The sequence below is a fragment of the Rhodohalobacter sp. genome (assembly GCF_034521535.1).
In the GTDB taxonomy this organism is placed as follows: Bacteria; Bacteroidota; Rhodothermia; order Balneolales; family Balneolaceae; genus Rhodohalobacter.
The window spans coordinates 113566-140231 of record NZ_JAXHMF010000002.1 but is presented as its reverse complement, the minus strand read 5'-3'; the positions used below and the strand labels follow the sequence as shown (position 1 = coordinate 140231).

The window sequence follows — 26666 nt, the reverse complement described above, 5'->3', positions numbered from 1 at the left end:
TTAAAAGGATTAAATACGCTTAGGTCAAGTATAAACGATTTGAAGGTAATTATCCAACGTTTAGTTGGAGTTTGATATTATAATTCAGTTCCAAGAAACTTACAAACCCTATTCCGGTGGATAGGGAGGTTTAGTTAAAAAAAGTAGAAAAGTTGCGGTTATGGTACCAAATATGTCAGCGATTGCATCATATAGATCAATGGAACGGCCAAATGACATTAAGCCCTGAAGGATTTCTATGCCAATACCGAATAACGCTCCTGCAAAGAAGATAAAGACCAAATTGCTTTCTTCTCGTTTGCGGGAGATGTGCAATAGGCCGAATAAAAAAGTCCAGGAAAAAAACATCATAAAATGCCCCAGTTTATCGTATTGAAAAAGCCTGTTGCTTCCCAATCTGTTTGCGGGTAGAAGTGTAAGGGCAAAAATTGCAACAGTAATCAGTATGAATAGAGTGTAAATGACCTTTTTATTTTTGGTCAAAAAGCTAAAAAATTTATTCAACATAGGAGATGCTCAGGGCCAAATGGAGATGAGTTTGATTTTTTATAGGTGCTGTATCCGCTAAGCAGAGCCAAGATTGGAGCCCACCGGATACTCTCGGTTATTCCCCATTTGGTTGCTATTGTTCCTGCAAGCACGTCTCCAAAACCGGCACGAGAAAAAGGGGTTGTGTTGTAGCCCGATATAAAAGAGTGTTTGCCCGAGTGAAAATAGACAGGATTTCCCTTCATCAACAAGGATAGCTGATGTTTTTTTGAAAACTCTCTCGTATCTATAAAACGCTCATAGTCGTCACTAAAAATTAACTTCAAATAGTTGCGAGCTTCTCCCGGATGAGGAGTTAGCAACCAGTTCTTTTTTTGATCAATTGGAAATTCTTTTAGCTGATCCCAAACTGATAGTGCGTCTGCATCAATAACTGCAGGCCCTTGGTAAACTTTCAGGAGGTTGAGTGCGAGTATCTGCGCATCAGTTGTTAAACCAATGCCGGGCCCAATCAACAGAACACCGGGTTTCTCAGAAATTTTATTCAGGATAATCTCTGTATGATCAGGATTATATGAATCTGAATCGGGCAGCACCACTTTAATAATATTGGGCAAACTCGATTCGTATATCGGAAGGAGTTTTTCAGGTGCATACAACATCACAGATCCAGCACCCTGTTTCCATGCACTTTTAGCTGCCATAATTGCCGCACCGGTTAATCCCTTTGAGCCGGCTACAAGATGAACAACTCCGGATTCATATTTGTGCCTTGCTGTTCGGGTAACTTCAGGAAGCTCAGATTGAAGCTCATCATCAAATCTGATCACAAAATCTTTTCTCAGATAGGAGGGGAATGGCAAATCAACAAATGAGATTTCGCCCGATATTTCCGGACCATCGTTTAGAAAGAGACCGATCTTCTGAGTTCCAAAAGTGCAGGTGTGATCAGCAGAAACGGCTATACCCTGAATCATACCGGTGTCGGAGTTAAGCCCGGAAGGGACATCCATGGAGATGACTTTTTTCCCTGCCCCGTTTATTTTCTGAATAACCTCGTCGATGGGGGATCGGACATCACTGTTTAGTCCTGTTCCAAATATTCCATCGGTAATATAGTCACATGTATTGATGTCGCTTTCAGTGAGATCATCAATAAACGTGATGGGAAGACCTTGTTGATCTAATTTTTGAAGCAGCTCCAGATTTTTTTGGGTATCCGGGCTGAGATCGTCTGAGCCAAATACAAAATAAATGGTAGCTGCATGATCGGAATTGTCAACCAAATAACGGGCAGCGGCAAGCGCATCGCCGGCGTTGTTTCCCTTACCGCAAATAAAAAGGCCGTGCCTGTTCAGCCCTGTAACTTTTTGAATAGTATTGGCAGCGCCTTTAGCCGCAATTTCCATCAGAGTAAACCCGTCTATACCAAACTCCTCAATCGTCTTTTGATCAATATTGCGAGATTGATCAGCCGTATAAAGTTGGTGCGATTTTGGTATGTCGGGGTTTATAACCATATATGAATATCAGTAAGATCTGGCAAACAGTACACGCTGTTTTGAGGGGGTGCCGGTAACCATGCACTCTCCTGGAATCGGATCATCTTCATCGATTGGAATAAGTCGGATAGTAGCTTTCGTCTCTTCCTTAATTTTCTCTTCTGTTTCCGCTGTTCCATCCCAGTGAGCCCAGATAAATCCGCCGTTTTCAATCTCCTCCTTGAACTCCTCGTAACTGTCAACCTTACGGGTTGCGTCATCCATTCTCTTCTTGGCTGAATTGAAGAGGTCGTCCTGTATAGTCTCCAGAAGTTCTTCGATATGATCCGCAATTCCGGCAAGTGGAACAATGCTCTTCTCTAAAGTATCGCGACGAGCAAGTTCCAGATTTTTATTTTCAACATCACGCGGACCTACAGCTATTCTTAGCGGCACACCTTCAGCTTCGTGCTGGGCAAACTTCCATCCCGGCTTGAAATTGTCGCGGTTATCCAGTTTTACGGAAATTCCTTTTTCACGGAGATCATCAATAATTGGCTGAGCATAATTTAAAACGGTTTCTCGCTGCTCATCACCTCTGTAGATTGGAACAACCACAACCTGGTTCGGTGCAAGTTTTGGTGGCAGAACAAGCCCATTATCATCAGAATGAGTCATGATTAAACCACCGATCAGGCGTGTTGAAACACCCCAGCTGGTAGCCCAGACATATTTGTGTTCTCCATCATCGTCCTGAAATTTCACATCAAATGCTTTGGCAAAATTTTGTCCCAGAAAATGAGAGGTTCCCGCTTGAAGGGCTTTCCCGTCCTGCATCAGTGCTTCGATACAGTAAGTATCAACCGCGCCTGCAAATCGCTCCGACTCGGTTTTGACTCCGGTGATAACCGGCATGGCCATAAACTCTTCAGCAAATGTTTTATAGACATTCAGCATTCTACGGGTCTCTTCTACTGCTTCAGTCTCTGTAGCATGAGCTGTGTGCCCTTCCTGCCATAGAAATTCCATTGTTCGGAGAAACAGGCGGGTTCTCATCTCCCATCGAACCACATTGGCCCACTGATTTATGAGTATAGGAAGATCACGGTAAGACTGAATCCATTTGCCATAAGCATCCCAGATAATCGTTTCTGAGGTTGGGCGAACAATCAGCTCTTCTTCGAGTTTTGATTCGGGATCCACTTCTACTCCGCCATCCACGCTTTTTAATCGGCTGTGAGTTACAACTGCACATTCTTTTGCAAAACCTTCTACATGCTGGGCTTCTTTAGATAGAAACGATTTTGGTATAAAAAGCGGGAAGTAGGCATTTTCGTGTCCTGTATCTTTAAACATCTGATCCAGCGCCTGTTTCATGTTTTCCCATAGTGCAAATCCGTTAGGGCGGATTATCATGGATCCGCGAACCGGCGAGTGGTCGGCCAGTTTAGCCTCTTTTACCACATCCAGGTACCATTGAGAGTAGTCGTCGTTTCTGTCGGTTATTTTTTTAGCCATCAGTAAAGAGTGGTTTCCAGATTTTTTAAGTCCCGCCCATTTAGTTATCAAATAGCAGGTCAGTGCATATTTTTATGACGTATCAAAATACCTTGATATGCGCTTAAGGTAAAGTAACTTTTTCTCACCTTTCGTTTGGAGGTTAGGAGCAAAAAATAGGAGACTTCTCGACTTCGTTTACTTTCGCTTTCTTACTTAAAGAAGGAGATATCTCGACTCCGGTCGTCTCTTTGTTCCTCCCGTTGAACGATATGACAAGGGAGTGGGGTTCAGGACGCGGCGTATGACGTTTGGAAGCTGAAATTGACTTTGATTTACGCCGCATAAGAGAATTATAGGAGTCAATAGTGTTAACTGCGGCGGTTTGATGAATGAGTACTTAATTGAAAACCGGATCCGCCGCAATGATAACAGCGGCACGCTGTCATGTCGATCGAAGTCCCGTTTTTTGGGACGAAGTAGAGACATCTTCATGCTACAACTGCTATTTATGCAAACCATAACGGATGGGTGCCTTTTTTTTGAGAAATTTGGGAAAAGTGCTGTTTTGAGTTTCAACTTTGTATAAAAAAAGTGATATATTTGATGCTCTCTTGAAAACGATAAGAGAGTTGATTTACTGATAAATGATCTGACAAGTTACTTCTGAAGTGTCGGCAGGATAAGAGCATCGGGTTCGTATCCCGAAAGCGTTCGGGACGTCGGTTCAAGCCTTGCAACGCGATGATTTTTTGTAATTTGAAATGTATTGATTTATATGTCGTGGTAGCTCAGCTGGTTAGAGCGTCGGATTCATATCCCGAAAGCGTTCGGGACGTCGGTTCAAGCCTTGCAACGCGATGATTTTTTGTAATTTGAAATGTATTGATTTATATGTCGTGGTAGCTCAGCTGGTTAGAGCGTCGGATTCATAACCCGGAGGTCGGCGGTTCAAGTCCGCCCCACGATACACATAGCCTGATCCAATGTACTTTGGGTTGGGCTTTTTTATTGAAAGAGAAAGGCAGTTGATGTGTTTCGATATGAAGAGTGAGATTCGGTGAATACCATCCCCAAAAAAAATTAGCAGCCCTCCGATCAAAGAAGGCTGCTAAATATCATCTACAGACGGCTATTACCCCATTTGCATAAGTAACTTACTTTTATCAAGCCGATCGCGCAATAAGTAGAAGAGGGTAATTTTATCTACGTACTTTTACGTACACACTGTAATCAGCCAATTTCAGTTTTTTCAAGAGCATACCGAACAAGTGCTGCGGTATTTTTTATTTTCAGCTTATTCATCAAGTTTGACCGGTGGGTCTCAACGGTTCTAGGGCTGATGAAAAGCATTTTTGCAATCTCCGGGCTTGTGTGCCCTTCAACGATCAGTTTTAAAACTTCGGTTTCCCGGTTTGTTAATTTATTTCCGCTAGAAGGTTTTTTAGCCTCATCAGCATATCTGTCTGCCATGATTTGGGAGATAGACTTACTGAATGACTTTTCTCCTTTGGCTACTTCACTAACTGCGACCAGCAGCTCTTTAGCTGAACAGTTTTTCATCAAATAGCCTTTTACTCCCGCCTTTAAAGACTGATTCAAATGATTTACATCAGTTGAATATGTGAGAATGACTACCTTTGGATTAGGTGTACTTTGTTCTAGCCGTTGCATCAAATCGTGAATATTGGAGCCTTCCAGGTTTGATGAAATAATACAAACCGCATCGGGGTGATCTTTGTAATCTCTGACTAGCTCCTTTGCAGACTTTACCTCTATCACATCAGAAATTGATGCTGAGTCAGACAGTATACTACTCAAACCATGTCTGTAGATGTCAAAATTTTCTGCAATCAAAACCTTGATTTTATTCATGGTCCAAAGCCAACTTGCGTTGAAAAGGACTTTGAATATACTTTTTTATTTGAAAAAGTAAAGAATGTTAGATGAAATATTATTCGTTTCTAACTAATTACAGCTAAAAAAGTATCATTACTTATAAAATTAAATACTGCTTAAGCAGCCAAATTCCGATGATTGATTTTGTCGACCAAAGAAGGGTCCGAATCCAATTAGACCTAACCAGTTTGTTAATTACGTGGTGGTCATAACTTTGTGATAGTTTACCGTGAAGTGGAACCTGAGTGGTAAATGTAACTACCCAAATAAGCAGCACAACTATAAAACCGGTTATGTGATAATTTGTGTATGTGCTTGAGAAGAATGAAAGCCAGAAAGAACTCAGTAATTCTGCGAACATGACCGGAATAACAATCAGTGAGATTCTCTTTCTGTGAAAACCCATAGCTTTTTCAAACTTCTCTTTAGAAGCGTAAATAAAGAATGGATAGTGAACGAGTTGAACGATCCAGATGAGCCCGCAGAGAAAAAACGAAGTAAAAAGATTTATTAGGAGGATATTTTCCATGAAAAACTTCTAAATGGGTATAAGCGAATGGTTACAATATTGTTTATTTTAGCAAACTTAAATAGAAAATGACTTTAAATATACTAAACAGAATTTTATGAGTTGGTTACGCACCCATACCTGCGGTGAACTTACAATCGATGATAAGAAAAAAGAAGTGGTTTTAAACGGATGGGTATCCAAACGCCGTGATTTGGGCGGAGTGATTTTTATCGACTTGAGAGACCGTTACGGAATTACACAGATCGTTTTTGATGAGGAGAACAGTGAGCTTCACTCTATGGCGGAGGATCTACGGTCGGAGTATGTAATTGGCGTGAAGGGAGTTGTGCTGAATAGAAGCGAAGAGACCATCAATCCTGAAATGGAAACCGGAGAGATTGAGGTTGAAGTGAATGAACTGAAGGTTTATTCAAAAGCGGAAACTCCTCCATTTGAAATCAAGGATGACTTGAAAACAAATGAAGAGACCCGGCTGAAGCATCGCTACCTTGATCTTAGAAGAGCAGAGCTGCAGAAGAATTTAATTCTAACGATCAAAAGTATACCACACGATTCGGAATTTTTATCATGAACGTGATTTTTCCGAGGTGGAGACTCCGGTACTTATGAAATCCACACCGGAAGGCGCCCGCGATTATCTGGTGCCAAGCCGTGTAAATCCGGGTAAGTTTTTTGCACTGCCTCAGAGCCCGCAAACATATAAGCAGCTGCTGATGGTATCGGGATTTGATCGCTATTTCCAAATTGTGAAGTGTTTTCGTGATGAAGATCTGCGAGCCGATCGCCAGCCTGAATTTACGCAGGTGGATGTGGAGATGTCTTTTGTAGATGAAGAAGTAATCTATCAAGAGCATGAAAAACTGATGGCAGAAATCTGGAAGGAGCATCTGGATGTGGGTTTACAAACTCCGTTCCCCCGAATGTCGTATGAGGAAGCGATGACTACATACGGATCTGACAAGCCCGATCTGCGTTTTGATGTAAAAATTCATGACATCTCGGATGATGTTGCAGAGTCCGGGTTTAAAATTTTTAAATCAACCGTTGATAAAGGCGGACGTGTGCTCTCGATTACCGTTCCGGGTGAAGGAACCATGGGGCGCGGAGCCTTGGACAGATTGACTGATAAAGTGACATCAGAAACGGGAGCTGCCGGTATGATTTTCATGAAACTTAACGAAGGGGAAATTACCTGTAGCGTTGGGAAATTCCTGGACGATGAGACCATGCAAAACATAGCCAATACCTCCAAAGCAGAAGATGGGGACCTGGTTCTGATTCTGGCCGGGCCGGCGCCGGATGTGTACAAGCAGATGGGTGGTTTACGATTAATCATAGGAAATCAGTTTGATTTGATTGATAAAGATCAGACCCGGTTTTTATGGGTTACCGATTTTCCATTGGTTGAGTGGTCGAAGGAGGATTTGCGATACCACGCTCTACATCATCCATTTACCTCTCCAAAAGAGGAAGATGTTGACAAGCTCGAGTCTGATCCGAAATCAGTTAAAGCGAGAGCTTACGACTTGGTGCTGAACGGTAATGAAATCGGTGGCGGATCTATTCGTATTCATACATCGGAACTTCAGCAGCGCATGTTTGCGTTACTCGGTATCGATGAACAAGAAGCTGAAGAGAAATTCGGGTTCCTGCTGGACGCTTTTAAATATGGAGCACCACCTCACGGAGGAATTGCATTGGGGCTCGATCGAATTATAATGTTAATGTCCGGAGCAAAAAGCCTGCGGGACGTTATCGCGTTTCCTAAAAATCAGCGAGCCCAAAGCCCGATGGATAACAGCCCGAGTGAAGTAGATGAAGAGCAATTAAAAGAGCTTCACATATCATTACGAAAAACAGCTAATAACTAACTTAGAAAGATTTGAAAACTGCAGGAATTGACGGGTGTAAGGCAGGGTGGATGCTAACAACTTTCGACGAAAATCCCGAGTACCGTGTAATTGAGAGTAACGAGGATTTTATAAAAGCTCTTCAGGAGTTTGACCGTGTATTTATTGATATGCCGATCGGATTGGAAGATGAAGAGTATACTCGCGAGTGCGATAGAGAGCTTAGAAAAGTTCTTGGAGCAGAGTACGCGCCAAGTGTATTCAGCCCGCCGATTCGACCCGCACTGCATGCTCCCTCATACGTTGAGGCCAATATGCAGAGTTATGAGTACACCGAAAAAAAGCTGACAGTTCAGGCCTGGAATATTACTCCTAAAATTAGATTGCTGGATCAGGTTCTATCTGAACATCAGGAATTAAGAGAATCTGTGCTGGAAAGTCACCCCGAACTGATTTTTATGAATCTGAATGGCGGGATGATCTATCAGAAAAAAAACACCAAAAAAGGTCTTAGACATCGTCTTGGATTAATTGTTGATCGTGAACAGATAGCCGATGATTTCTTTCGGGATATCAAAGAGGAGTTTCGCAGAAATCAGGTTGATGAAGATGATATTGTTGATTCGATGGCGCTGGCCCTTGCTGCAAAGCGATCTGTTGAAAAGGGAATCAAAACAATTCCACAGAATCCACCCGTTGATTCAGAAGGGCTGAAGATGGCCATTCATTACGTATAGATAGTAGATAGAGACATTAAAAAAACCGCTGCGAAAGTTAATCACAGCGGTTTTTTATTTATGAAGTATGTAAGTTTTTATTTTTCTAAAATATTTTTGTACTTCACACCCGCCTTGTAAACCCTGTTCACGCCGTTAAACGCGGCTATTCTGTAGGCTTCTGAATAGGTAGGATAGTTCAGTACATGTTCTATGAAGTACTTGATGGTTCCATCCTGAGCCATAATACTCTGCCCGAGATGAATCAGATCTGTTGCCTGGTCACCAAAAATATGAACTCCCAGCAATTTTAGGTTGTCTGTTCGGAATACCAGTTTCAGCAAACCGTCTGTTCTATGTCTGATGTCTGCATAGGTGAGGTTTTTGTAATAGGCTCTTCCAACGGTTACTTCAATGCCAAGTTCCTCAGCTTGCTGTTCGGTCAAGCCAATACCTGAAATTTCAGGTATTGAGTAGATGCCGTAGGGAATATCTCCTGATGGTGATTCTGAAGGAATATCAAACATACTGCAAGCTGCAAGCCTTCCCTGAACAAATGATGTGGATGCTGATGTTGGATTTCCGGTAACATCACCGGCTGCAAAGATATTTTTCACACCCGTACGATAATTGTCATCTGTGTGTATGTAACCTTCATTATCCAGTTTGATATTGAGTTTCTCATCAAAAAGATTCTCAGTATTAGGCGACTTACCGCCAACGTATAACACCTGATCTGTTTCCAGAACCTGCAAACGGTCTTCCTTATGAGTTTTAAACAGAACCTCAGTACAGGTTCTGAGTGGATTTCGTTTTACTTTCTTGATGCTTGCTATAGAATGGATCAAAATACCTTTCTTCTTTAATACTTTTGAAACATCCTCTTTGATTTCATGATCCAGAAATGGCAGAAACTCATCTGAATCGCTTAAAATAGTAATAGTGGTACCGAGTGAAGAGAAAATGGTGGCATATTCGAAACTGATTACGCCGGACCCGACAATCACCAATCTTCTGGGAATGTGAGTAATATTTAAAATGGAGTTGTAGTCCAGAACGTTTTTATGATCAATATCGAAATTTTTTGGCGGTTCGGGACTGCTTCCAGTGGCAATTAAAATATTTTCTGTGGAGTAGGTAACAGATTGGTTCAGGCTTGTTTTAACTTTGACTGTGTGTTCATCTACTATTTCACCCCAGCCTCTTGCTGTTTCCACCTCATTTTTTATCAGATCGGTTTTCACCTTTTTGTTTTTACTTTCCAGGGCTACTTTTTTGTAGCTAAGCAAATCATCCATTTTAAATCGTTCGTAGGGTTTTCTGCCTTTTTCGTCACCAAACTGAGAATGGAAATCCTGAATCAGATCAGCGGCCTCTCTTAGCGCTTTACTGGGAACCGTTCCTTTATTAAGCCAGGAACCTCCAAGGTGATTATCGTCTGCTTCAACAATTAAAACTTTCTTGTCAAATTTGGTGCTTTGCATGGCACAGGAGAATCCGGCCGGGCCACTGCCGATAATAATTACGTCGTAGTCAAAACTCATAATAAGTGCTGGATTATTTAAAAACTGCAATAAGACTGAAGTTAGCTATCAAAAGCAGCCAACATCAAACAAAATACCAAATAAGATTTAAATTTTGTTGGAACGTTTTCTGTCTGTAATTTTTTGTCTGAATAGAATAGGGTTTAACGCCATGCTATTAAGTGCGTTAACAAAACATAAACTTAAATTTAAAAAGAGAAAAATTTATGTCATTCGAACTACCGGATTTACCTTACGATTACGATGCGCTTGAGCCGCATATTGATGAGAAGACCATGAAAATTCACCATGGAAAACATCACCAGGGATATACAAACAAATTGAACGCAGCTCTTGAAGGCCATAAGTTTGCAGATCTTGATATTGAAGAAGTGCTGAAGCGAATTGATGAAGTTCCTGCCGATAAAAAACAGGCAGTGATCAATAGTGGAGGAGGATTTGCAAATCACAACCTTTTCTGGAAAGTGATGTCGCCTAAAGGTGGCGGAAATCCTTCAGGAGATCTGGCCAAAGCCATCAAAGACAAATTTGGCAGTGTTGATAAGTTTAAAGAGAAATTTTCTTCAACTGCAGCATCTCAGTTTGGATCAGGCTGGGGATGGCTATGTGTGAATGACTCAGGTGAGTTGGTAGTTGCTTCTACTGCAAATCAAGACAGCCCATATATGAATGGACTTACTCCAATTCTAGGAGTGGATGTTTGGGAGCACGCATACTATTTAAACTATCAGAATAGAAGACCTGATTACCTTGATGCATTTTGGAATGTAGTGAACTGGGACCAGGTTGAGAAAAACTACCAGGATGCTAAGTAAGTTTTCCTGAAATAGTTAATGAATTAAAAAGGCGTCTGATTTCAGACGCCTTTTTTTATGAAAAAAATTATGACTTGAACTAGTACATTACCGGTTCACTAATATAATTTCCTCCAAGTACCACGTATAGAGAATCAGCTTCAGTTTCTTGATTGCTGAGCGCCATGGAATTTAATTCGAAGCTTTCATAAAATTGGCATCCAAAACATTCATTGAGTGGATTGTAGTCAGCGGAACCTATTTGAAAATTCACACTCCACTGCCAGTCTTCTCTCAGTTCCAGTTCAAATTCTCCGTCAGACAGTTCGCTGCTTTCATTTAAAAACGAAAACGAAACGGTCATCATCCCGTCATTATCAGTGCTGAAACTTTTGGTTGATCCCGGAAAGTGGTCATCATCGATACCTGTGAAATCACTTTTGGAAATGTTCAAGCCGGAATTTGTACCCGCTGTTGTAATTGATAATTCATCAGCAGAAAAGTTTTGAACAGTGAACATGATCTCAGCCGGTTCTTCGTCGCTGCCAAATAGTGAGCATCCTGAAATAATCAGTGAAAATAGTAGAATTGTGAAGATAGATCTCATATCAACTCGATTTAATTGAAAAGATCAGTCGAATTAAGTTTTAAAATGACGTAAGGTTAAAACAAAGATGACTCAAATAATGTAAAAATTCACATTGAATACATTTTCAAAGATGCTTTTTCCTCGGAATGTGTTTTCGACTCCGTTCCGACCAAAAAACGGTCGAAACTGCGCTCAAACTGACGAATATCGGTAAAATTATCTCGAACTCACGTTAAACTAATAAACTCAGTCTTCAAATTGAATGATATGCCATCGCTCCATTTGTCCCAGATTTCGGGATATATCGGCGCTTGATGTACGTCGCGGACGCTGACGGTTGCCATATTGGTCTCTGCGTCCGGATGTAGTTGCTGAGTATTCCGAACTTCCCTGAATGCGAAATTCGGGCGGTTCAATTGCAAAACCGAGCCAGACATTATCACCGCTAAATCCGTAAATAGATGTGCCATCTCTTGGTATTTTCATTTCAAGCCCGATGGTACGACTTTCTGAATTAATCGCAATTTTCATTCCATCCACTTCCAGTTGCGAAGAGTCGATAAAACCGTATGAAGCATCACCATCGCTATTGGCACGCTGTATAATCATTACCCGGTCGAAAAGCTCTTCATTCAAATTCTCCATCAACTCCTGGTTTTCAGGTTTACTCATCCAATCGCTTTCTCGTGTAAATGAACTGAAAGCGCCCGGAAATTCCCGAAGCAGATTAAAGGTTCCCGGTGGAAAGCTTACTCCAACACTTTTTCGTGTTTCTTCATCATCACTGATGTAAACCGTAAAGCCGGATCTTCTGACCGACATATCTTTCATTGCACCGCGAATATCGATAAACAGATAGAGAAAGTCTTCATCGTATGCTGAGTAGTAGTTTGCCTGGTCGCGATCGTCGAACAAGGTTTGGGTGGTATTCCAATCAGACAAGTTACCATCAACAGTGATGGACGAGTTTAATGGGGCGGGATTAAATTGATTGGTACTCCCACACGAAACCACGAAAAGCAGAATGGGTATAACTAAAAGGTTATGAAAACGGAAAATCATAATTATTGGTTGGATGAATTAAGTTAACAATTTGAGCTCTATCGCAATAGATAATCGCTTCTGCAGTTTAAAATATTGTAGTGAAATATCGTTATATTCAGACAAACAAAATTTAGCATTTAAAAATCAGACAGATATGCAATTTGGATTTGGAGTAGGTCCCGATACTTCGTGGATGCGCGAAGAACTTACGGATTTAGGCGTAGAAGAACTAAAAACACCTGAAGATGTTGACCGCATTATGAAGGAGTATAATCAAGGAACCATGCTGATGGTAATTAACTCAGTATGTGGCTGTGCAGCAGGTAATGCAAGACCTGCTGTAAGTCTTTCGTTGGAAAAAGCTGATCATAAACCTGATCATTTGGTAACCGTATTTGCAGGGCAGGATAAAGAAGCTACCGCGCGAGCCAGAGAATACTTCAGTGAGTATCCTCCTTCTTCTCCGGCATTTGCATTTTTTGTAGATGGAGAGATCAAAGCAATGATTCCCCGTCACAGAATTGAAGGACGAACAAAAGAAGAAGTAGCCGAAGATTTGTTGATGGTTTACAACGCCTTTTCCGGCGAGGAAAACGAATAGTTTAATTCTTTTCTAAAACGAAAAAACCTCATCCGATTTTTATCAGATGAGGTTTTTTTATGTCCCTATTTGGAGATATTGATTAAAAATCGATACCGATAGAGAAGTAGTGAATCGGGCTGCTCCCAAATCCGGATCTCTCGTATGGCCAACCGACATCGTATCTAAAGGGAAGGCCTAACAGGATTGTTCGCAGTCCAAAACCGGCACCGATCAAAATGTCACCATCTACAAAGCTTGCCGGGATATCACCCTGCTGTGGGTCACCTTCTCTCAACTGACCCGTTTGTGGGTTAATAAACTCATCTCTTTTTGTGCCAACTTCCCAGTCTAAACCGGACGGATTTTCGAAGTAAACAATCGGTTCCCCGTTTTGATCGACAAAACGCGAGTAGGGTACTTCAAATCCCCAGGCTGCACCTGCATCCACAAATGCGACGGCTGTAATATTCCAAAGCGGAAGAATTGGAATTGGGCCGGGAAGCACGGCTGCAAAGAGTGGGAATCGAAATTCTGCATTGATCAGACTGAATTTATCACCATAAATTGTATTGAATTCGTGACCCCGAAGTGGAGTTGCCGGCAGCGTGAAAAAGGTATCTGCAAGGCGTTCGAATGGAATTTCCGCATCCGACCATCTCTGATTAATCCAGCCCAACATACCTCCCATAAAGAAGGTTTGAGAATCACGTCCGTAAGAAACGGCTCCGGCACCCCTAAGCGCAATAGAATATCTTGAGCCCAAATCGAAGTATTTTCTGTAATCACCTAAAAGTGTTGCAAACTGAGGTGTTGACGATGTAAGTGGAGGGCTGGCTGAGAATCTTACAGAGTAGCGACTTCCGGCCCGTGGAGTAATAAATCCGGGAATGGTATAGTCGCCCGTAAAAGTAACCTGTGGATAGAGGAAGTAAGTTCTTTCGTTGCTCAGGTTGCTTGCTCCTACACCTGTAACGGAACTGAAGTCTCTTGCCAATCCAATACCGGATACCCCGTAATCAACTCTTTGAAATCGGTTTAGCGGGTATTGGAAATCCGCTGAAGCTCCGAACGTTCTAAAGCGAAGCAGCTCTCCGCTGAATGTTTGAAAGTTTCTGGACTGATGAAAAAAGGATGTGAAGAAATTCGTGCGATTTTTTTTATATCCATACTGGAAAGTGTAATCACTGTTTCTGAGATCGAACTGAAGGTTTGACCCAAATGAAATTTCATGATCCCCAAATAGATCCGACAACGTAACAAATGCAAAGGCCGATGTTCCGTAATAAGTGCTGATTTGTCCGGCAGCATAGCTGAAATTCGGAGTAAAGCTGAGTCGGTACTCCTTAGGTTGAAAGAGTCCATCCTCCGTTGTATTTGCAGTAGGTTCGAACTTGCTTGGATCGTCGCGAAGTTCAATGGTCGTATCTTGTACTACTGCTTCACCAAACTGATAATTTCTAAAATCGATTCGATCCGTTTGTGTAGTAGTGTCTTGATCACTTGTATCACGCCGCGACTCAATCATTCTTTCATGTCCGGTAACGGGTGCATCCTGTAACATCCTGGTTGAAACAACATTGCCTTGCGTTCTGCTTTGAATCATTTCCTGTGCATAACTGATAGCAGGTACGCGCTCGCCGGGAGTGGTTGCCGCTCTTTCCTGGGCCCATGTATTGGGTGTCAGCTGCCGATTCATCCGTCTGTCGAAAGGTGATCGAAGCATAAAAATATCGGGATATCCTTCATTAAGTGAGTTGAAAGCAACTCTTGTACCATCATTGGAAACAGAAATTTGCATGATACCGGATTGCAAATCAGTAATCGGGTAAACTGTTCTGCTATTTAAATCGTACTCATAAATATTCGGAATACCGTTTTGATCGGAAACAAAAAGCATACGTTCATCTCCGGTAAGGGTGGGTTGTCTTTCTGACCAATTAGATGTGCTTGTAAGTCTCTCAATGCGGTTATTTCCCAAACGAATTCTGTACAGGTCAGTCTCGTAAAATGAGTAATCCTGCATGATTGAGTATCCGGCCTTGGCTGCATTGGGTTCTAATACCCCACCTCTGTTGGATACAAAGTAAATGGTTTCGGAGTCGGGACCCCATGCCGGTTCAACATCTGTAAAAACATCATTCGTAACGGTTTGGAAATCACCGGTTTGTAAATTGTACACAAAAATATCCTGATAGGGCCCTCTATTGCCGTCAAAAGCAATTTTATTGCCATCGGGAGACCATGCTACAGAATTAATACCGTCCAAACTTGGAAACCGGATGGTCTCACTGTTGAGAGTTTCATAATCGACAATAGCTAAATTGTAAGAGCCATCTGATTTACTTGAGAGTGTAATTTTACTGCCGTCAGGTGACCAGCTCAGATTTGGGTTGAGAATATTTAGCTCCTCAAACATTGGGTTATCTGCGCCACTCACTATTGTTTTGATGCGTTCACCGCTGGTACCATCTACTACAACCACATCGAACACACCGCGACGGTTGGTGATCATGGCAATACGATCGCCGCGCGGCGAGATAGCAGGACTCGTGTTATAAGAACCTGATCGAGATCGGGTAGTAATTTGAGTGGCAACGCTGTTTAAAGATTGTCTTTCGGCAACCTCGGGGAAGTATCTCTGTCTCCAGTATTCTTGCCACCTTTCCGAAAGTTCTTCAATTTCGAGACCGAGTGACTGTACCAGGGAGAGCCTGATATTTCGGGTTGATTTAATGCGCTGTAATATTTCAGTAATTTTTGGCCGTCCATACTGATCTTCAATAAAGTACCAAAATGCCTGACCACCGCGATAAGCGAAGAAACCACCAAGCTGCTGAATGGGAGGGAGGTAATCATTTAAGATTGCGTCCCGAATGTACATGTCGGTTTGGGTGTCCCACTTAAGAGACATGTATTCGGCCAAACCTTCCTCGAACCAAAGCGGAAATTGGAGCTGAATATTGTTACTAACGATGGATTGTACACTACCACCATAATAAACATCGTTGATGTAAGCATGCAGAAGCTCATGCTGTAAAGTACGCCTAAAATCGGCATAATCACCCATGAAAGGTTGCGTCATTCTGTTTTTGAACTTATCGGTTACACCACCGATTCCCTGAGCGTCTACGGGTAGACGCACTACATTTGTTTGTGAGAAATCACTGTGCGAATCGTAAATAATAACGGGAATACGATCTGTAAGCTGATCATCGAAGACCTGATTATACTGTTTCAGTGAAGACTCCACAGTTTCTGCAGTAAATTGAGCCAAATGGTAGTTTCTGGAATCGTAGTAGTAGATATCGAAATGATCGGTTTCAATGAATCGCCAATCAAACGTATCGTACTGAACCCGGTTTTTTCCAAAAAAGAAATATTGGGCAAAAAGCTGTTCTGTTACTGCCGTACCAAGAAATAGAGTGAGCAGAAAAATCAGGAAAAATTTGTATCGAGTCTGCATATTTGCACAGTTTATTAAAAATTAGTTACCGCTTAGGGTAAGGTCGATCTGTCTTTTTTCCAGATCTGTTTTGACAACTTTTACGTTAATCGTATCACCGAGACGATATTTTTTGCCTTTTGATCTACCGACCAAACAGTGCAATTTTGGGTGAAATACATAAAAGTCATCCTTTAGATCGCTAACGCGTACCATGCCTTCGCAGTATATATCATTGAGTTGAATGTAAAGACCATTTTCAGTTACACCGCTGATGGTACCTTTAAAGTTTTCACCAAGTCTTTCAGACAGAAATTCAACTTGTTTTAGTTTGACGGAATCACGCTCGGCTTCTACTGCATAACGCTCTTTCTCGCTGCAATGTTCACCGAGTTCAACCAGCTGATCGTAAGTGTATTCACTGGATCCGGCATTATAGCGTTTCAACAGGCGATGAACAATTACATCAGGATAACGGCGTATTGGACTGGTAAAGTGTGCATAGTGTTTAAAACCAAGCCCAAAATGGCCGATATTTTTTGGTGAATACTCGGCTTTGGCCATTGAACGCAACATCAGTCCGTTAATGATATTTTCCAATGAGGTATCCTCAACCTGCTTGAGCAGATCGTTAATTTTCTTTGAAGAAATACCACCTTTCAGATCAAAGTGAATTCCAAGGGGTTTTGCTGTTTCCTTGATGTTGTTCAGTTTTTCTAAGTCCGGCTCACCGTGAACGCGGTATAGAAACGGGTGATCACTTTTGGCCGTTTTTTCACCGCGTACTTTCTTTCGTAAAGAGTCTGTATGAAGTGCAACTGTTTTATTGGCCATAAGCATGCACTCTTCAATCAAGCGATGAGCGAAAATACGTTCTTTCACTATAACGTCAACCGGCTTGCCGTCATCATCCAGAACAAACTTAGGTTCGGGTGTTTCAAAGTTGATGGATCCCTGATTGAATCGTTTATCCAATAAGATATTAGCTAATTTCTCAAGTGTTTTGAGCTCTGTTTTGAAAGGGTGATCTGCGTTTCCATCCAGAATTTCCTGTACTTCATCGTAAACAAAACGTTGTTTGGAATGAATGACAGTCTCTTCTATGGAGTAGTCAATTAACTTGCCGTTTGGAGCTATTTCCATGAAGCAGCTGTATGCCAGTTTATCTTCATGTGGCCGCAAACTGCAAACGCCGTTACTCAGGTATTCAGGAAGCATAGGTATCACCCGGTCCACCAGGTAGACGCTGGTTGCTCTGTCGATGGCTTCATCATCCAATACGGTGCTTCTCGGCATATAGTGCGTAACATCCGCAATATGTACCCCAAGATAGTAGTTCCCGTTATCGAGTATTTCAATACTCAAGCCGTCGTCAAAATCTTTCGCATCGGCGGGGTCTATTGTCAGAACCACTTCCTCGCGCATATCCTTGCGCCGCTTAATTTCGTCTTCCGGAATTTTTTCCGGTATCTCTTCGGCAAACTTCTCAACTTCGGGCGGGAAAGAAGATTCGAACTGCTTTTCGGCTAAAATTGAGAGCACATTCGCTTCGTTGCTTCCGGCAGGCCCAAATGTTTTTTGGATTTTTGCCTGAGGATATCCTCTCACATCTTCCCACTGAATCAACCTGAACGTAACTTTATCACCGGGTTTGGCATCATTCATATCTTTAGGGTCCACGAAAAAATCGACCCGCGAGGATTGATGATCTGTTTCTATCAAATAGGTGTTTTTGGCAACTTCTTTGAGGGTACCCACAAGAAGAGAATCAGCCCTTTCTTCAACTTCCTCAATTTTGCCCATGGGTTTATTGCTCTTCTTGTGATAGCCGGTAAGTTTTACTTTAACGGTATCACCGTTCAGGGCAGTGCCCATGAAGCGCTGAGAGATTTTAATATCCTGATCTCTGCCTTCAACAATTACATAACCGTCTCCGTGACTGGTTACGTCCAGGGTTCCGGTGTAAACATTATCATCATCCTCTGTAGCCTCATTAAGGCGTACTAAATTTCCTTTGGTTACAAATACGTGACCAAGCTGCTTGAGCCGGTTTACGGCTTTCTTTATTTTTTTCTCTCCCTTTTTCGGTAAAGATAAGGCATCCATCAGTAATGGAATTGGTATGGATGCGTCCGGATAGGATTTTAAAATTTCTATGATTCTTTTTTCTAAAGAGCTTAATCTGTCTTTTTTACTCATTCTGTATTTTTGTTAACTAATTATTTTCTGTAATTGAATCGCCTGTATTATTTTCTGAACTTTCCGATTCGTCATCCCTTTTGTTTAAACCGAATAAACCTCTGAAAGCGTTCGATATACGCTTTTTGAACTGTTGCCAGGTATTAAACTGTACCTGGGCTTCGAGACCGACGCCGTTCATTTCCTGCGTCTGCCGGCTTTCTACACTGCTTGTGTAGCTTAAAGTAGGATCCTGCCTGTGAAAAGCCGTAAGGGAGAAGGTACGATTTATTCTGTACGTAGCACCTAAATCTCCAATATCACTCTGTTCACCGGTTATTTGTCCTTCGCGCCGTAAAATCACACGATCATCGAACAAACGCAAAGCTACTCCTAAATCCACTTCATTGAAAGCGGTGAGGTTTAAATCTATATCGAAGGTAATATCACTTCTGAGAAGGGAATTTATCTGATTTGACAGAAGCGGATTAATAACCTGACTCGAGAGCAGTGGGTTTACAACGGCCGCTGTTCCCGAAAACCCTTCTCCCAGACTTAAGCCCTGTGCCTGGCTCGACGGAATAAAGTTACCGCTTAAAAGAATACTGGTTGCTTGTATTAATTTTTCCTGTTCATTCTGGTTCAGATTATTGATCTGGGTTGCCAGCGTAGGATCAATAGTACCATCTATACCTGAAGGGGCTCTGAAGAAAAATTCGTTTTGAACCTGGGTAATGGTTCCGCCAATTTGCAGAACCAATTCAATAGGTATTCGTTGTCCGCTTTCCGGAGTGGCTGAAGCCGCGTTGGATGAGAGGAGAGTAGAGATAACTGGCCGCGCACGGTAAATTGCGGTTACGTCCAGGCCGGCGTCTATTAAGTCTCCCTGCCAGCTAATCGAACCGCCTTCTTCCAGCGTAAATCTGCGAGTAAATATATCTCCACTAACAAATTGATAATCACCGCCCTGAATATTGAACCGGCCAAACATGCTCACGTCTTGATCTTCGAGGAGAATGCGAACCTGTCCGGTACCGTTTGCATTTAGAATTTCGTTAGTAACGGGGTCGAAAATCATCTGAACGTTGATTGGATTGTCAGCGGTAAACTGCATATCCATGGTGAAAAGCTCTATAAACGTCAGCTCTTCGGGAGTGGAGCCGTTTTCTCCATCTTCTTCTGCCTGCTGCCGTAACCTTTCCTCAAGTATGGATAGGTCAAATGTGTCAACAAACCGGATAAATCGTCGGTCCTGTTCAAATTCGGTCTCTTCCTGAAGTGGAACGGATATTCTGGAGTCGGGTGAGATTGAAACCGCGCCGTTAGTTCTAAGAAACGGACTGGTATTTGATCCGGTGATTTGAGCCTGGCCTGTGCCATACATACTTCCATAAAAAGGCACATCGGGGTCGTAAGAGTTATTCATGAACTGTAGATTGTTCAGATCAATCGTTAAGTCCATGGTTGTGCCCGGTTGAAAATTATTAAGGTCAACTACACCGGTTAATCTTCCCGTACCGCCACGGTGATCAGTTAATCGGACATCAGTAAATGTAAGCCCATCACTCTTGTTGAAGTTTATTTCTCCCCCAAGCTTGTAATCAACATTGGTAAAGAATGGTGTGCCTTCCGCTTCCTCCACAGAAAAATCTGAATTAAAGTCGAAATCCGTTCTGTTACCCGAAATAAATCCTGTTCCCACGCCTCGTCCCTGCATAGACGCAACAATATTGGGTACAATGAATTCCACAATCCAAAGGTCAATTTCACGTAAATCGGCATCAAAGTAGAAGAGTTCAGCATCAGGATCGGTTTGTTCATCCGGAATTTTTATATAACCGTTAAGCCTGAGATCCTGGCCAATACCATCATTTGATTCAATATAGTCGGAGTATTTTTCCGGATCGGTAAATACGCGAACGTTTGTATCGAATCTGTTTTCATCGGAATTAAAATCGCTGTTTAAATCTACATCTCCGATCAGCCGTCCATTAACTCTTGCTTCTTCAATATTGACGTTACCCTGAATGCTTGGTATTTGTGTTAACGAGCGTGTGATAAACTCACCGTTCAGGATACCTGAAAAGGAGATTCGTCCGCCTATCAGATCAGATATTCTGGACAGGTCGAAATTATCAATCCTGATGTCAACGGAATCTTCGAAGGCATCGCTTAATGTACCGTCTATCTCAAACAGACCCTGGTCACTTGTGAGACGCACATCGTTTAATGTGAGTTTATTGTTATCTGTATAGATAAATTGAGAGGTACCATCAGAACGCCAGTTGTATTGAGGTGTTCCAATAAGAAGATCATTTATGGTTACTTCAAATTGTCCCGGGCTCAGTGCCCCGTTCAGGGTTGACTGGATTTCGATATTGTCATCTCGTACAAATTGTTGCTGCAACTGGAGTGAATCATTTCTCATCGAAAAATTAAGATAACTATCTAAAAAAGTCATCTCGTTTACGGTAATCTCACCGCTGTTAACCTGGAGATCCAGATTTCCGAAATCGCGAATCGATTCTCCGTAATTGAACTCAGCTGAAAGGGACGTATTTAAATTTCTAGCGCTTACGTTACCGGACTGAAAGTTTTCTTCAAAGAGTGTTCCCGACATGAGTAGTGAACTATCGGAGGCATTGAGTGATGCGGTAAGCCTTGCATTGCTTTCCAGTTCCGGAAGATCAGGCAGATAGTGTCTCAAAAGGTTAAGATCTTTTACGGATAGCTGAAGAGAAAGATCAAGTTCCGGATATTCAAAGGATTCTTCATTAAACTCTATGTCAGCCAATACAAAATCCCGGTCGAAGAGTACTTCTCTGCGGATTCTCTCCTGAAGATAGCTGTTCCAGTACGCTGCAAATCCTTGAATAGTAGTTGGCGCTATGGTTCCCTCAATTACTCCATCAAAGAAAGAGCTGGTAAATCGTAACACTCGTGGCTGCTGGTTAGGCGGACTGAGATCGGCATATAACTGGTGTGAACGAAGTGTATCGGTGCCTGAGATAAAACGGTCCACTTCTACGCTGATTCGTCCGTGTGCCGTGTCTATGTTATCTCCCCTAATTAGACCGGAAAATGTTGCGTTAAAGTCTGTTTCATCCGTTTCGAAGTAGTTTGTGTATGTAGCAAAATTAAAATTCTGGATGGAACCTTCTACACTAAACTCCGGATAATCTGCATTCTCAAGGTACCGGCCTTCTGCCTGAAGCGATCCAAACTCATCCCCGAGTTGAACTGAGTAGTTGAGTTGCTCATTTGAGTAATCCGCTTCACCGACAATTTGCTGAAAATCAAGATCACGGATTGTGCTTCCGGAAAAATCAACTGAGGCATTGAGAGCAGCATTTTTATCGAAACCTGATCCGGCCAGGGCAATTCGTCCGTTCAGCCGAGTGGTTAAAAGAGTGTCTTTCAGGATTGGCGATATATTTAATGAATCAAGTTCAGCAAGCAGTTCATAACCAGAATCTTCTCTGTGATTCATAAAAAGATTGAGCATCAGCGATCCGGCTTCTGTTTCTACACTTAAATCGCCACCGGTTTCTTGTAAATTGCCGAAAAGGTCGCCGCGAATGATTGCATTCTGATAGAGTTCAGTGTCAAACCGGTTTAAATAGTTGTCAGAAATCCACTGGAACTGATCGGGCTGTAGGACGATATTTTCCACCTGTGCCTCGTAGTTGATTTCGTCCGTAAACATGTTTTTAACCGTGGCTGTGGCGATTACTGCAGACTCACCCAAAAGAGCCTGAAAGCGGTCGATGAAAAAGTTTTCAGCCGTTCCTTCCGCCTGTGCTTCAAAACTTAAATCCTCGTCAAGATTCGGGAATTGAGGTACAAAGAGCCGCACAAAAGTATTGGAGAAATTCGCAGTGTTAATGGTAGTGCGATATTCAGCATCTAAAAACTGTTCTCTTAAGGATCGATTTTGCCTGAACAGAGAAACGGGTTGTGCTTCAAAACTCAAATCGAGCTCACTTTCTGCAGTGCTGATATTCAGTCCATTCACTTCGAAAAAGCGATCATCATTGTAAAACTGTCCTTCGATTCTTACAAATTGATAGGGAGTATCGGGTAGTGTGGCACTAAAATTTGAGATATCCGCGAAAAGCTGAGAATCTGTAATCTCAAGAAAAAGATCTGCATTCAAGTTCGATATGTTCAGTGAATTTGGTAAATGGAGATTCTCGGGCAGTGTAATACCGGAAGCTGTAAGTATGGACCCATTTACAATAGACAATCGGGGGGCGTAAAGATTGATTTCATCAAAAATTCTGATATCATCAACCGAATCAAAATCTTCGCTTGTTTCAGGAGAAGTTTCTTCTGTAGTTCGTTGAACGAATATTTGGGCGATATTCAAGCCCTCTTCATTGCGCGAAATATGTATTGCCGGTTCCTGAAGCTCAAAGGAATCAACCGTCAGGTTTTTCTGAAGCAGATCCCACCAGTTAATATCCACCCTGGCATTTTCGAAAGAAATTGCCGGGTGCGAAAGGTCGCCGCCGGCATAAAATTGTCCGCCGGTAAAGTTGATTTGAAACGGCAAAAATCCCTCCACCGAGTTGATGGAAAGCGATCCCTCAAACTGCTCCTTGAAAGTACTCTCAATTTGAGTTTTTAAATAATCTTTAGACTGTGGCAGCTGTGCTACGCCTATTATAATTATCAGTAAAGAGAGAGCAACTCCCACTGTTATGGAAACAGAGATTAAAAGAAATCTCCAGATGTTATATATCCACCGGTAAATCAAAGATGTAATGAGGGTTTAAAAAGTAAAAGTTCAGATTTCTTGTAGAGCTGTTTGCCAGGCTTGATGAATAAGCTTTTCTGACGCCACTTCTTTAAGAATGGGAGACTGCCACTCTTTGAGCAGAACGAACCGAATGTGCTGATTGGTACGTTTTTTATCGAATTTCATGTGATTCATCAAATCATCTAAAGATAACTGATCTTTTGATACTCTGTAACGGTATAATGATCTGTACTTTAGAAGTTTATCAGGTTTCAAATTAGCGCCAACGCGGTTGGAAAGATCGATAGCGGCCAACATACCCAGATAAACGGCTTCACCATGACTGATGGACTGATAACCGCAAGCTTTTTCGAGAGCATGAGCAAACGTATGTCCAAAGTTTAAATAGGCTCGAATGTTCCCTTCAAACTCATCTTTTTCTACAATATCCGCCTTAATTTGAATACAGTCTGCAATAAGATTTATAAGTTGATCATGAGAAATATTTGAAATGTCATCTTCCAGGAAAAATGTGGCTCTATCAAAAATATCAGCTCTTTCAATTGCACCGTATTTTAAAATTTCACTGAGCCCGTTAGTCCATTCATTTCGCGGCAGTGAATCCAGAAACGCAATGTCGGCAACTACTTTTTTGGGTTGATAAAAAGCTCCGATCAAATTCTTCCCGGTTGAATGATTGACTCCGGTTTTTCCTCCGATTGAACTGTCTACCATCGCCAAAACAGTGGTTGGGATATGAATGAGCGGAACTCCGCGAAGGGCCGATGCAGCAGCAAAACCGCCAACGTCTCCCGTTACGCCGCCACCCATTACAAAAACGGGAGTATTGCGGCGCACACCGTTTTCCAGCAGGAATTCTACACAGGTTTTCCAGAAAGAGATCGATTTACTTTTTTCTCCCTCGGGGACAGACATCAGGAAGAACTTTTTTTCTGTAGCTTCAAAAGCACGATCAATTATATCTGAGTGATGTTTTTCAACATTCTCATCAACCAGTAAAAAATTAATATCCCCTTGAAAAGAGTCAGAAATTTCTTTGATCTGCTCCTCAAAAATTTCTTCTCCCACAATAGCCCGGTACGACTGTTGAGAAGTTTTAACCTCTATATTTTTGTTCATAAAATTTTAGTTTTTGAATCAGTTCTTCCAAAATAGTGTCAACATCTTTGTCTCTGCACTCAACGCTGAAGTGAGCCTGCTCATAAAACTTCATGCGATCATCAAGTAAAGTGGTGATTTTTAATTTTAATTCTTCTTCACTCAAGCTTGATATCATAGGCCGATCGGAACTGTCTTTCAACCGATTGTAAAGAGTATCGGGTTTACAATCCAGAAATACGAGCCAGCCGTTCAGCTTTACATGGTCTGTAATCTGTTGATTTTGAAGAGTTCCTCCACCGAGAGCGATAATTCCATCTGCAGTTTGAGAAAACTGAATGATCAGATCTTTTTCAATTTGTCTGAAGCTTTCTTCGCCCTCACGTTCAAAAATTTCAGGTATACTTTTACCGCTCTTCTTTATAATTAGATGATCCAGATCGTGAAAGGGTACAGAGAGTTTCTGTGCGAGAGTTTTTCCAATGGTGGACTTTCCGGATCCCATCATCCCGCACAGAAAAAGAGGTTGAGTTAGCAGGTTGTCAATCATTAAAAATCCTTTTGTGGTGTTACCATTTCTACTTCTTCTCGCTGTACTCTTACGGCACCTGTGGCCGAACCTTTCGGTTTCGTAACGTATTTTCGTTTTGTAACAATCACCGGCGCCAGTTTACTCCCTTTAGCCTTTGAGTTCCAGGCAGCCATGGCAGCTGCTTTCAAAATCACATGTTTTGGCGGCATCTCTTTTTGATTATTCATACGAATAACCACGTGCGATCCGGAAACACCACGAGCGTGTAACCAAACATCCTCTTTATGAGCGTCGGTTGTCAGCCGATCGTTACTTTTTGCATTTTTCCCAATCCAAACTTCATAACCGTCAATTGATTTTCTCTTGTAGGGGAGAGATGTAACTTGTTTGGCTTTTGAAAGAACGCCGAGTCGCTTTAGCTCTTCTTCGTTCTCTTTATACCAGTCGTCAAACTCGTAAATTTTTTCAATTTCATTAAAAGATCGAATGATGGACTTCAGGCTCTTCGTCTCTTTTTTAAGTTTTTTCAGTCTGTTTTTTGATTCTTCAACACTTCGAACGGCTTTTGCCGACTTATCGTAGTATCGCTGGGCATTCTCTGCAATGGTCAGATTTGGTTTTAGGGGAATGTCAACGGGCTCATTGTCATCATAAAAATTTTGAACCGTGATAGACTCTGTTCCCTGATCAACTTTTTCGTGAGCGTGAGACATCAGCAAGTGTCCGTATTCTTCATACTTTTCGGCTCGCTCCAGACCTTTCTCTGCATTCTCGAGCTGCTCGATTGTTGATTCATTCCGCTTCAGAGTTTCTTCCAGTTTAGGTTTAAAGGTTTGAATACGGGATGAAAGTCGACGCTCTCTGGATGTTTTGTAGTAGGCAAACCGAATGGCGTCGTTTACGCTGTCAAACGTCTCCATATTTTCAATCGGTAATAAATCCTCGGGGATCAGACAGAGATTGCCATCCTTTAATACTCTGAACTCCGCTCGATTTAGCATTGCATCAACCAATAGATCAGCAGTTTTTTTGGCGGCCTCCATCGATTTATTTTCTAAATCGAAATGCTCAATAATCGGCTGTACAAGGTGTCGTGGAAAAGCCGGATAAAAATGGAGGATCGTCCGCTTTGCCGACAGTTCCTTATCCGGAAAGGATTTCTCCTTTGGCGGCCGGGGAGTCGGTTCAGATTTTCCCAGCAGTTCATCACTTCCCTTAAAGGATTCAGTAATGGTCCCTTCTTCGACTAAAAAGACGTTCGGTTTATTGCCAAAAACCTGAAATACCAGCTTTGCTCCACCATCAAATATAATAGAGAGAATTCGGTCTTGTTCGGCCAGATCAATTGTTAAAATTTTCTGATCTTTTATTCGATCAAAAAATTCAGTGACATTTGATTTTTTTGCCCCGCGAAATTTATCAGCAAAAATAGCCGTCTCAGACGGATTTGAGCTAAATATGAGCCGGTCTGTACTTTTTTCTGAACTGAAGTATCCCTCCCAAACATCTTTGTGCGGAGAGTAACTGAATTCAAATTTACGTCCTGTAAATTTGGGATTTAACTCCTTTGATAGATATATTAAAGCGTAAAAGTTATTCATTCGAGCGAGAGAAATAGTTGACTAAACCTGAAAGA

At 41.9% G+C, this 26666-nt stretch carries 17 protein-coding genes, 1 tRNA gene and 1 pseudogene; 5 read left to right on the top strand and 14 right to left on the bottom strand.

Annotated elements, in window-relative coordinates; genetic code table 11:
- Positions 1 to 108: 108 nt before the first annotated feature.
- The 3 genes from U5K35_RS02885 to proS are packed head-to-tail and all read right to left on the bottom strand — an operon-like array spanning position 109 to position 3488.
- A complete protein-coding gene (locus tag U5K35_RS02885; protein ID WP_322569978.1) occupies positions 109 to 483 on the bottom strand; it encodes a VanZ family protein in 375 nt (124 codons plus the stop codon).
- A gap of 17 nt (positions 484 to 500) precedes the next feature.
- A complete protein-coding gene (locus tag U5K35_RS02880; protein WP_322569977.1) occupies positions 501 to 2009 on the bottom strand; it encodes an NAD(P)H-hydrate epimerase in 1509 nt (502 codons plus the stop codon).
- 9 nt (positions 2010 to 2018) lie between these two features.
- Positions 2019 to 3488, bottom strand: coding sequence for a proline--tRNA ligase (gene proS / locus U5K35_RS02875; RefSeq protein ID WP_322569976.1), 1470 nt, complete (start codon positions 3486 to 3488; stop codon positions 2019 to 2021).
- A gap of 875 nt (positions 3489 to 4363) precedes the next feature.
- Between proS and U5K35_RS02870 the strand changes: the two genes are divergently transcribed.
- Positions 4364 to 4437: transfer RNA gene (locus tag U5K35_RS02870), tRNA-Met, on the top strand.
- Between the two features lie 263 nt (positions 4438 to 4700).
- On the opposite strand, the gene U5K35_RS02865 is transcribed toward U5K35_RS02870, so the two are convergent.
- Both U5K35_RS02865 and U5K35_RS02860 read right to left on the bottom strand, forming a co-directional pair.
- Complete coding sequence (locus U5K35_RS02865) at positions 4701 to 5342, bottom strand: response regulator transcription factor (protein ID WP_322569975.1); 642 nt, start codon at positions 5340 to 5342, stop codon at positions 4701 to 4703.
- 121 nt (positions 5343 to 5463) lie between these two features.
- A complete protein-coding gene (locus tag U5K35_RS02860; protein ID WP_322569974.1) occupies positions 5464 to 5895 on the bottom strand; it encodes a hypothetical protein in 432 nt (143 codons plus the stop codon).
- A 97-nt stretch (positions 5896 to 5992) separates the two neighbouring features.
- On the opposite strand from U5K35_RS02860, the pseudogene aspS reads away from it, so the two are divergent.
- Positions 5993 to 7769: pseudogene (aspS, locus tag U5K35_RS02850) on the top strand (aspartate--tRNA ligase).
- 11 nt (positions 7770 to 7780) lie between these two features.
- On the top strand, positions 7781 to 8485 hold the full coding sequence (locus U5K35_RS02845) for a DUF429 domain-containing protein (RefSeq protein ID WP_322569971.1): 705 nt from the start codon (positions 7781 to 7783) through the stop codon (positions 8483 to 8485).
- 77 nt (positions 8486 to 8562) lie between these two features.
- On the opposite strand, the gene sthA is transcribed toward U5K35_RS02845, so the two are convergent.
- Positions 8563 to 10008 carry a Si-specific NAD(P)(+) transhydrogenase gene (gene sthA / locus U5K35_RS02840; protein ID WP_322569970.1) on the bottom strand — a complete coding sequence of 482 codons (1446 nt, stop codon included), beginning with the start codon at positions 10006 to 10008 and terminating at the stop codon, positions 8563 to 8565.
- 206 nt (positions 10009 to 10214) lie between these two features.
- Here sthA and U5K35_RS02835 point away from each other — a divergent pair, with 206 nt between their 5' ends.
- Positions 10215 to 10823, top strand: a complete 609-nt coding sequence (locus tag U5K35_RS02835; protein ID WP_322569969.1) for a superoxide dismutase — start codon at positions 10215 to 10217, stop codon at positions 10821 to 10823.
- 79 nt (positions 10824 to 10902) lie between these two features.
- Here U5K35_RS02835 and U5K35_RS02830 read toward each other — a convergent pair whose 3' ends face one another.
- Together U5K35_RS02830 and U5K35_RS02825 are read right to left on the bottom strand one after the other, a co-directional pair.
- Positions 10903 to 11409: a hypothetical protein gene (locus U5K35_RS02830; RefSeq protein ID WP_322569968.1), complete on the bottom strand. Its 507-nt coding sequence runs from the start codon at positions 11407 to 11409 to the stop codon at positions 10903 to 10905.
- A gap of 228 nt (positions 11410 to 11637) precedes the next feature.
- The gene (locus U5K35_RS02825) at positions 11638 to 12453 is read right to left on the bottom strand and encodes a hypothetical protein (protein ID WP_322569967.1); all 816 of its coding nucleotides are present in this window, start codon (positions 12451 to 12453) and stop codon (positions 11638 to 11640) included.
- 136 nt (positions 12454 to 12589) lie between these two features.
- On the opposite strand from U5K35_RS02825, the gene U5K35_RS02820 reads away from it, so the two are divergent.
- The gene (locus U5K35_RS02820) at positions 12590 to 13036 is read left to right on the top strand and encodes a BrxA/BrxB family bacilliredoxin (RefSeq protein WP_322569966.1); all 447 of its coding nucleotides are present in this window, start codon (positions 12590 to 12592) and stop codon (positions 13034 to 13036) included.
- Between the two features lie 82 nt (positions 13037 to 13118).
- On the opposite strand, the gene U5K35_RS02815 is transcribed toward U5K35_RS02820, so the two are convergent.
- From U5K35_RS02815 to U5K35_RS02790, 6 genes are read right to left on the bottom strand one after another with little or no spacing between them, the layout of a single operon-like run.
- Positions 13119 to 16481, bottom strand: coding sequence for a hypothetical protein (locus tag U5K35_RS02815; RefSeq protein WP_322569965.1), 3363 nt, complete (start codon positions 16479 to 16481; stop codon positions 13119 to 13121).
- Positions 16482 to 16502: 21 nt separating this feature from the next.
- Positions 16503 to 18659 carry a ribonuclease R gene (gene rnr, locus U5K35_RS02810; protein ID WP_322569964.1) on the bottom strand — a complete coding sequence of 719 codons (2157 nt, stop codon included), beginning with the start codon at positions 18657 to 18659 and terminating at the stop codon, positions 16503 to 16505.
- Positions 18660 to 18675: 16 nt separating this feature from the next.
- The gene (locus U5K35_RS02805) at positions 18676 to 23397 is read right to left on the bottom strand and encodes a hypothetical protein (RefSeq protein WP_322569963.1); all 4722 of its coding nucleotides are present in this window, start codon (positions 23395 to 23397) and stop codon (positions 18676 to 18678) included.
- 30 nt (positions 23398 to 23427) lie between these two features.
- Positions 23428 to 24519, bottom strand: a complete 1092-nt coding sequence (gene aroB, locus U5K35_RS02800) for a 3-dehydroquinate synthase (protein ID WP_322569962.1) — start codon at positions 24517 to 24519, stop codon at positions 23428 to 23430.
- Complete coding sequence (locus U5K35_RS02795) at positions 24497 to 25048, bottom strand: shikimate kinase (protein ID WP_322569961.1); 552 nt, start codon at positions 25046 to 25048, stop codon at positions 24497 to 24499. The genes aroB and U5K35_RS02795 overlap by 23 nt, the downstream gene beginning before the upstream one ends.
- Positions 25048 to 26631, bottom strand: a complete 1584-nt coding sequence (locus U5K35_RS02790; RefSeq protein ID WP_322569960.1) for an NFACT RNA binding domain-containing protein — start codon at positions 26629 to 26631, stop codon at positions 25048 to 25050. The genes U5K35_RS02795 and U5K35_RS02790 overlap by 1 nt, the downstream gene beginning before the upstream one ends.
- Positions 26632 to 26666 lie beyond the last annotated feature (35 nt).

Bases quoted from the DNA above. Each gene is read 5' to 3' on its own strand.
- U5K35_RS02835 (WP_322569969.1), top strand. From the start codon at position 10,215: ATGTCATTCGAACTACCGGATTTACCTTACGATTACGATGCGCTTGAG.
- U5K35_RS02790 (WP_322569960.1), bottom strand. From the start codon at position 26,631: ATGAATAACTTTTACGCTTTAATATATCTATCAAAGGAGTTAAATCCC.
- aroB (WP_322569962.1), bottom strand. From the start codon at position 24,519: ATGAACAAAAATATAGAGGTTAAAACTTCTCAACAGTCGTACCGGGCT.
- U5K35_RS02825 (WP_322569967.1), bottom strand. From the start codon at position 12,453: ATGATTTTCCGTTTTCATAACCTTTTAGTTATACCCATTCTGCTTTTC.
- U5K35_RS02865 (WP_322569975.1), bottom strand. From the start codon at position 5,342: ATGAATAAAATCAAGGTTTTGATTGCAGAAAATTTTGACATCTACAGA.
- U5K35_RS02830 (WP_322569968.1), bottom strand. From the start codon at position 11,409: ATGAGATCTATCTTCACAATTCTACTATTTTCACTGATTATTTCAGGA.
- sthA (WP_322569970.1), bottom strand. From the start codon at position 10,008: ATGAGTTTTGACTACGACGTAATTATTATCGGCAGTGGCCCGGCCGGA.
- rnr (WP_322569964.1), bottom strand. From the start codon at position 18,659: ATGAGTAAAAAAGACAGATTAAGCTCTTTAGAAAAAAGAATCATAGAA.
- U5K35_RS02815 (WP_322569965.1), bottom strand. From the start codon at position 16,481: ATGCAGACTCGATACAAATTTTTCCTGATTTTTCTGCTCACTCTATTT.
- U5K35_RS02820 (WP_322569966.1), top strand. From the start codon at position 12,590: ATGCAATTTGGATTTGGAGTAGGTCCCGATACTTCGTGGATGCGCGAA.
- U5K35_RS02860 (WP_322569974.1), bottom strand. From the start codon at position 5,895: ATGGAAAATATCCTCCTAATAAATCTTTTTACTTCGTTTTTTCTCTGC.
- U5K35_RS02880 (WP_322569977.1), bottom strand. From the start codon at position 2,009: ATGGTTATAAACCCCGACATACCAAAATCGCACCAACTTTATACGGCT.
- proS (WP_322569976.1), bottom strand. From the start codon at position 3,488: ATGGCTAAAAAAATAACCGACAGAAACGACGACTACTCTCAATGGTAC.
- U5K35_RS02795 (WP_322569961.1), bottom strand. From the start codon at position 25,048: ATGATTGACAACCTGCTAACTCAACCTCTTTTTCTGTGCGGGATGATG.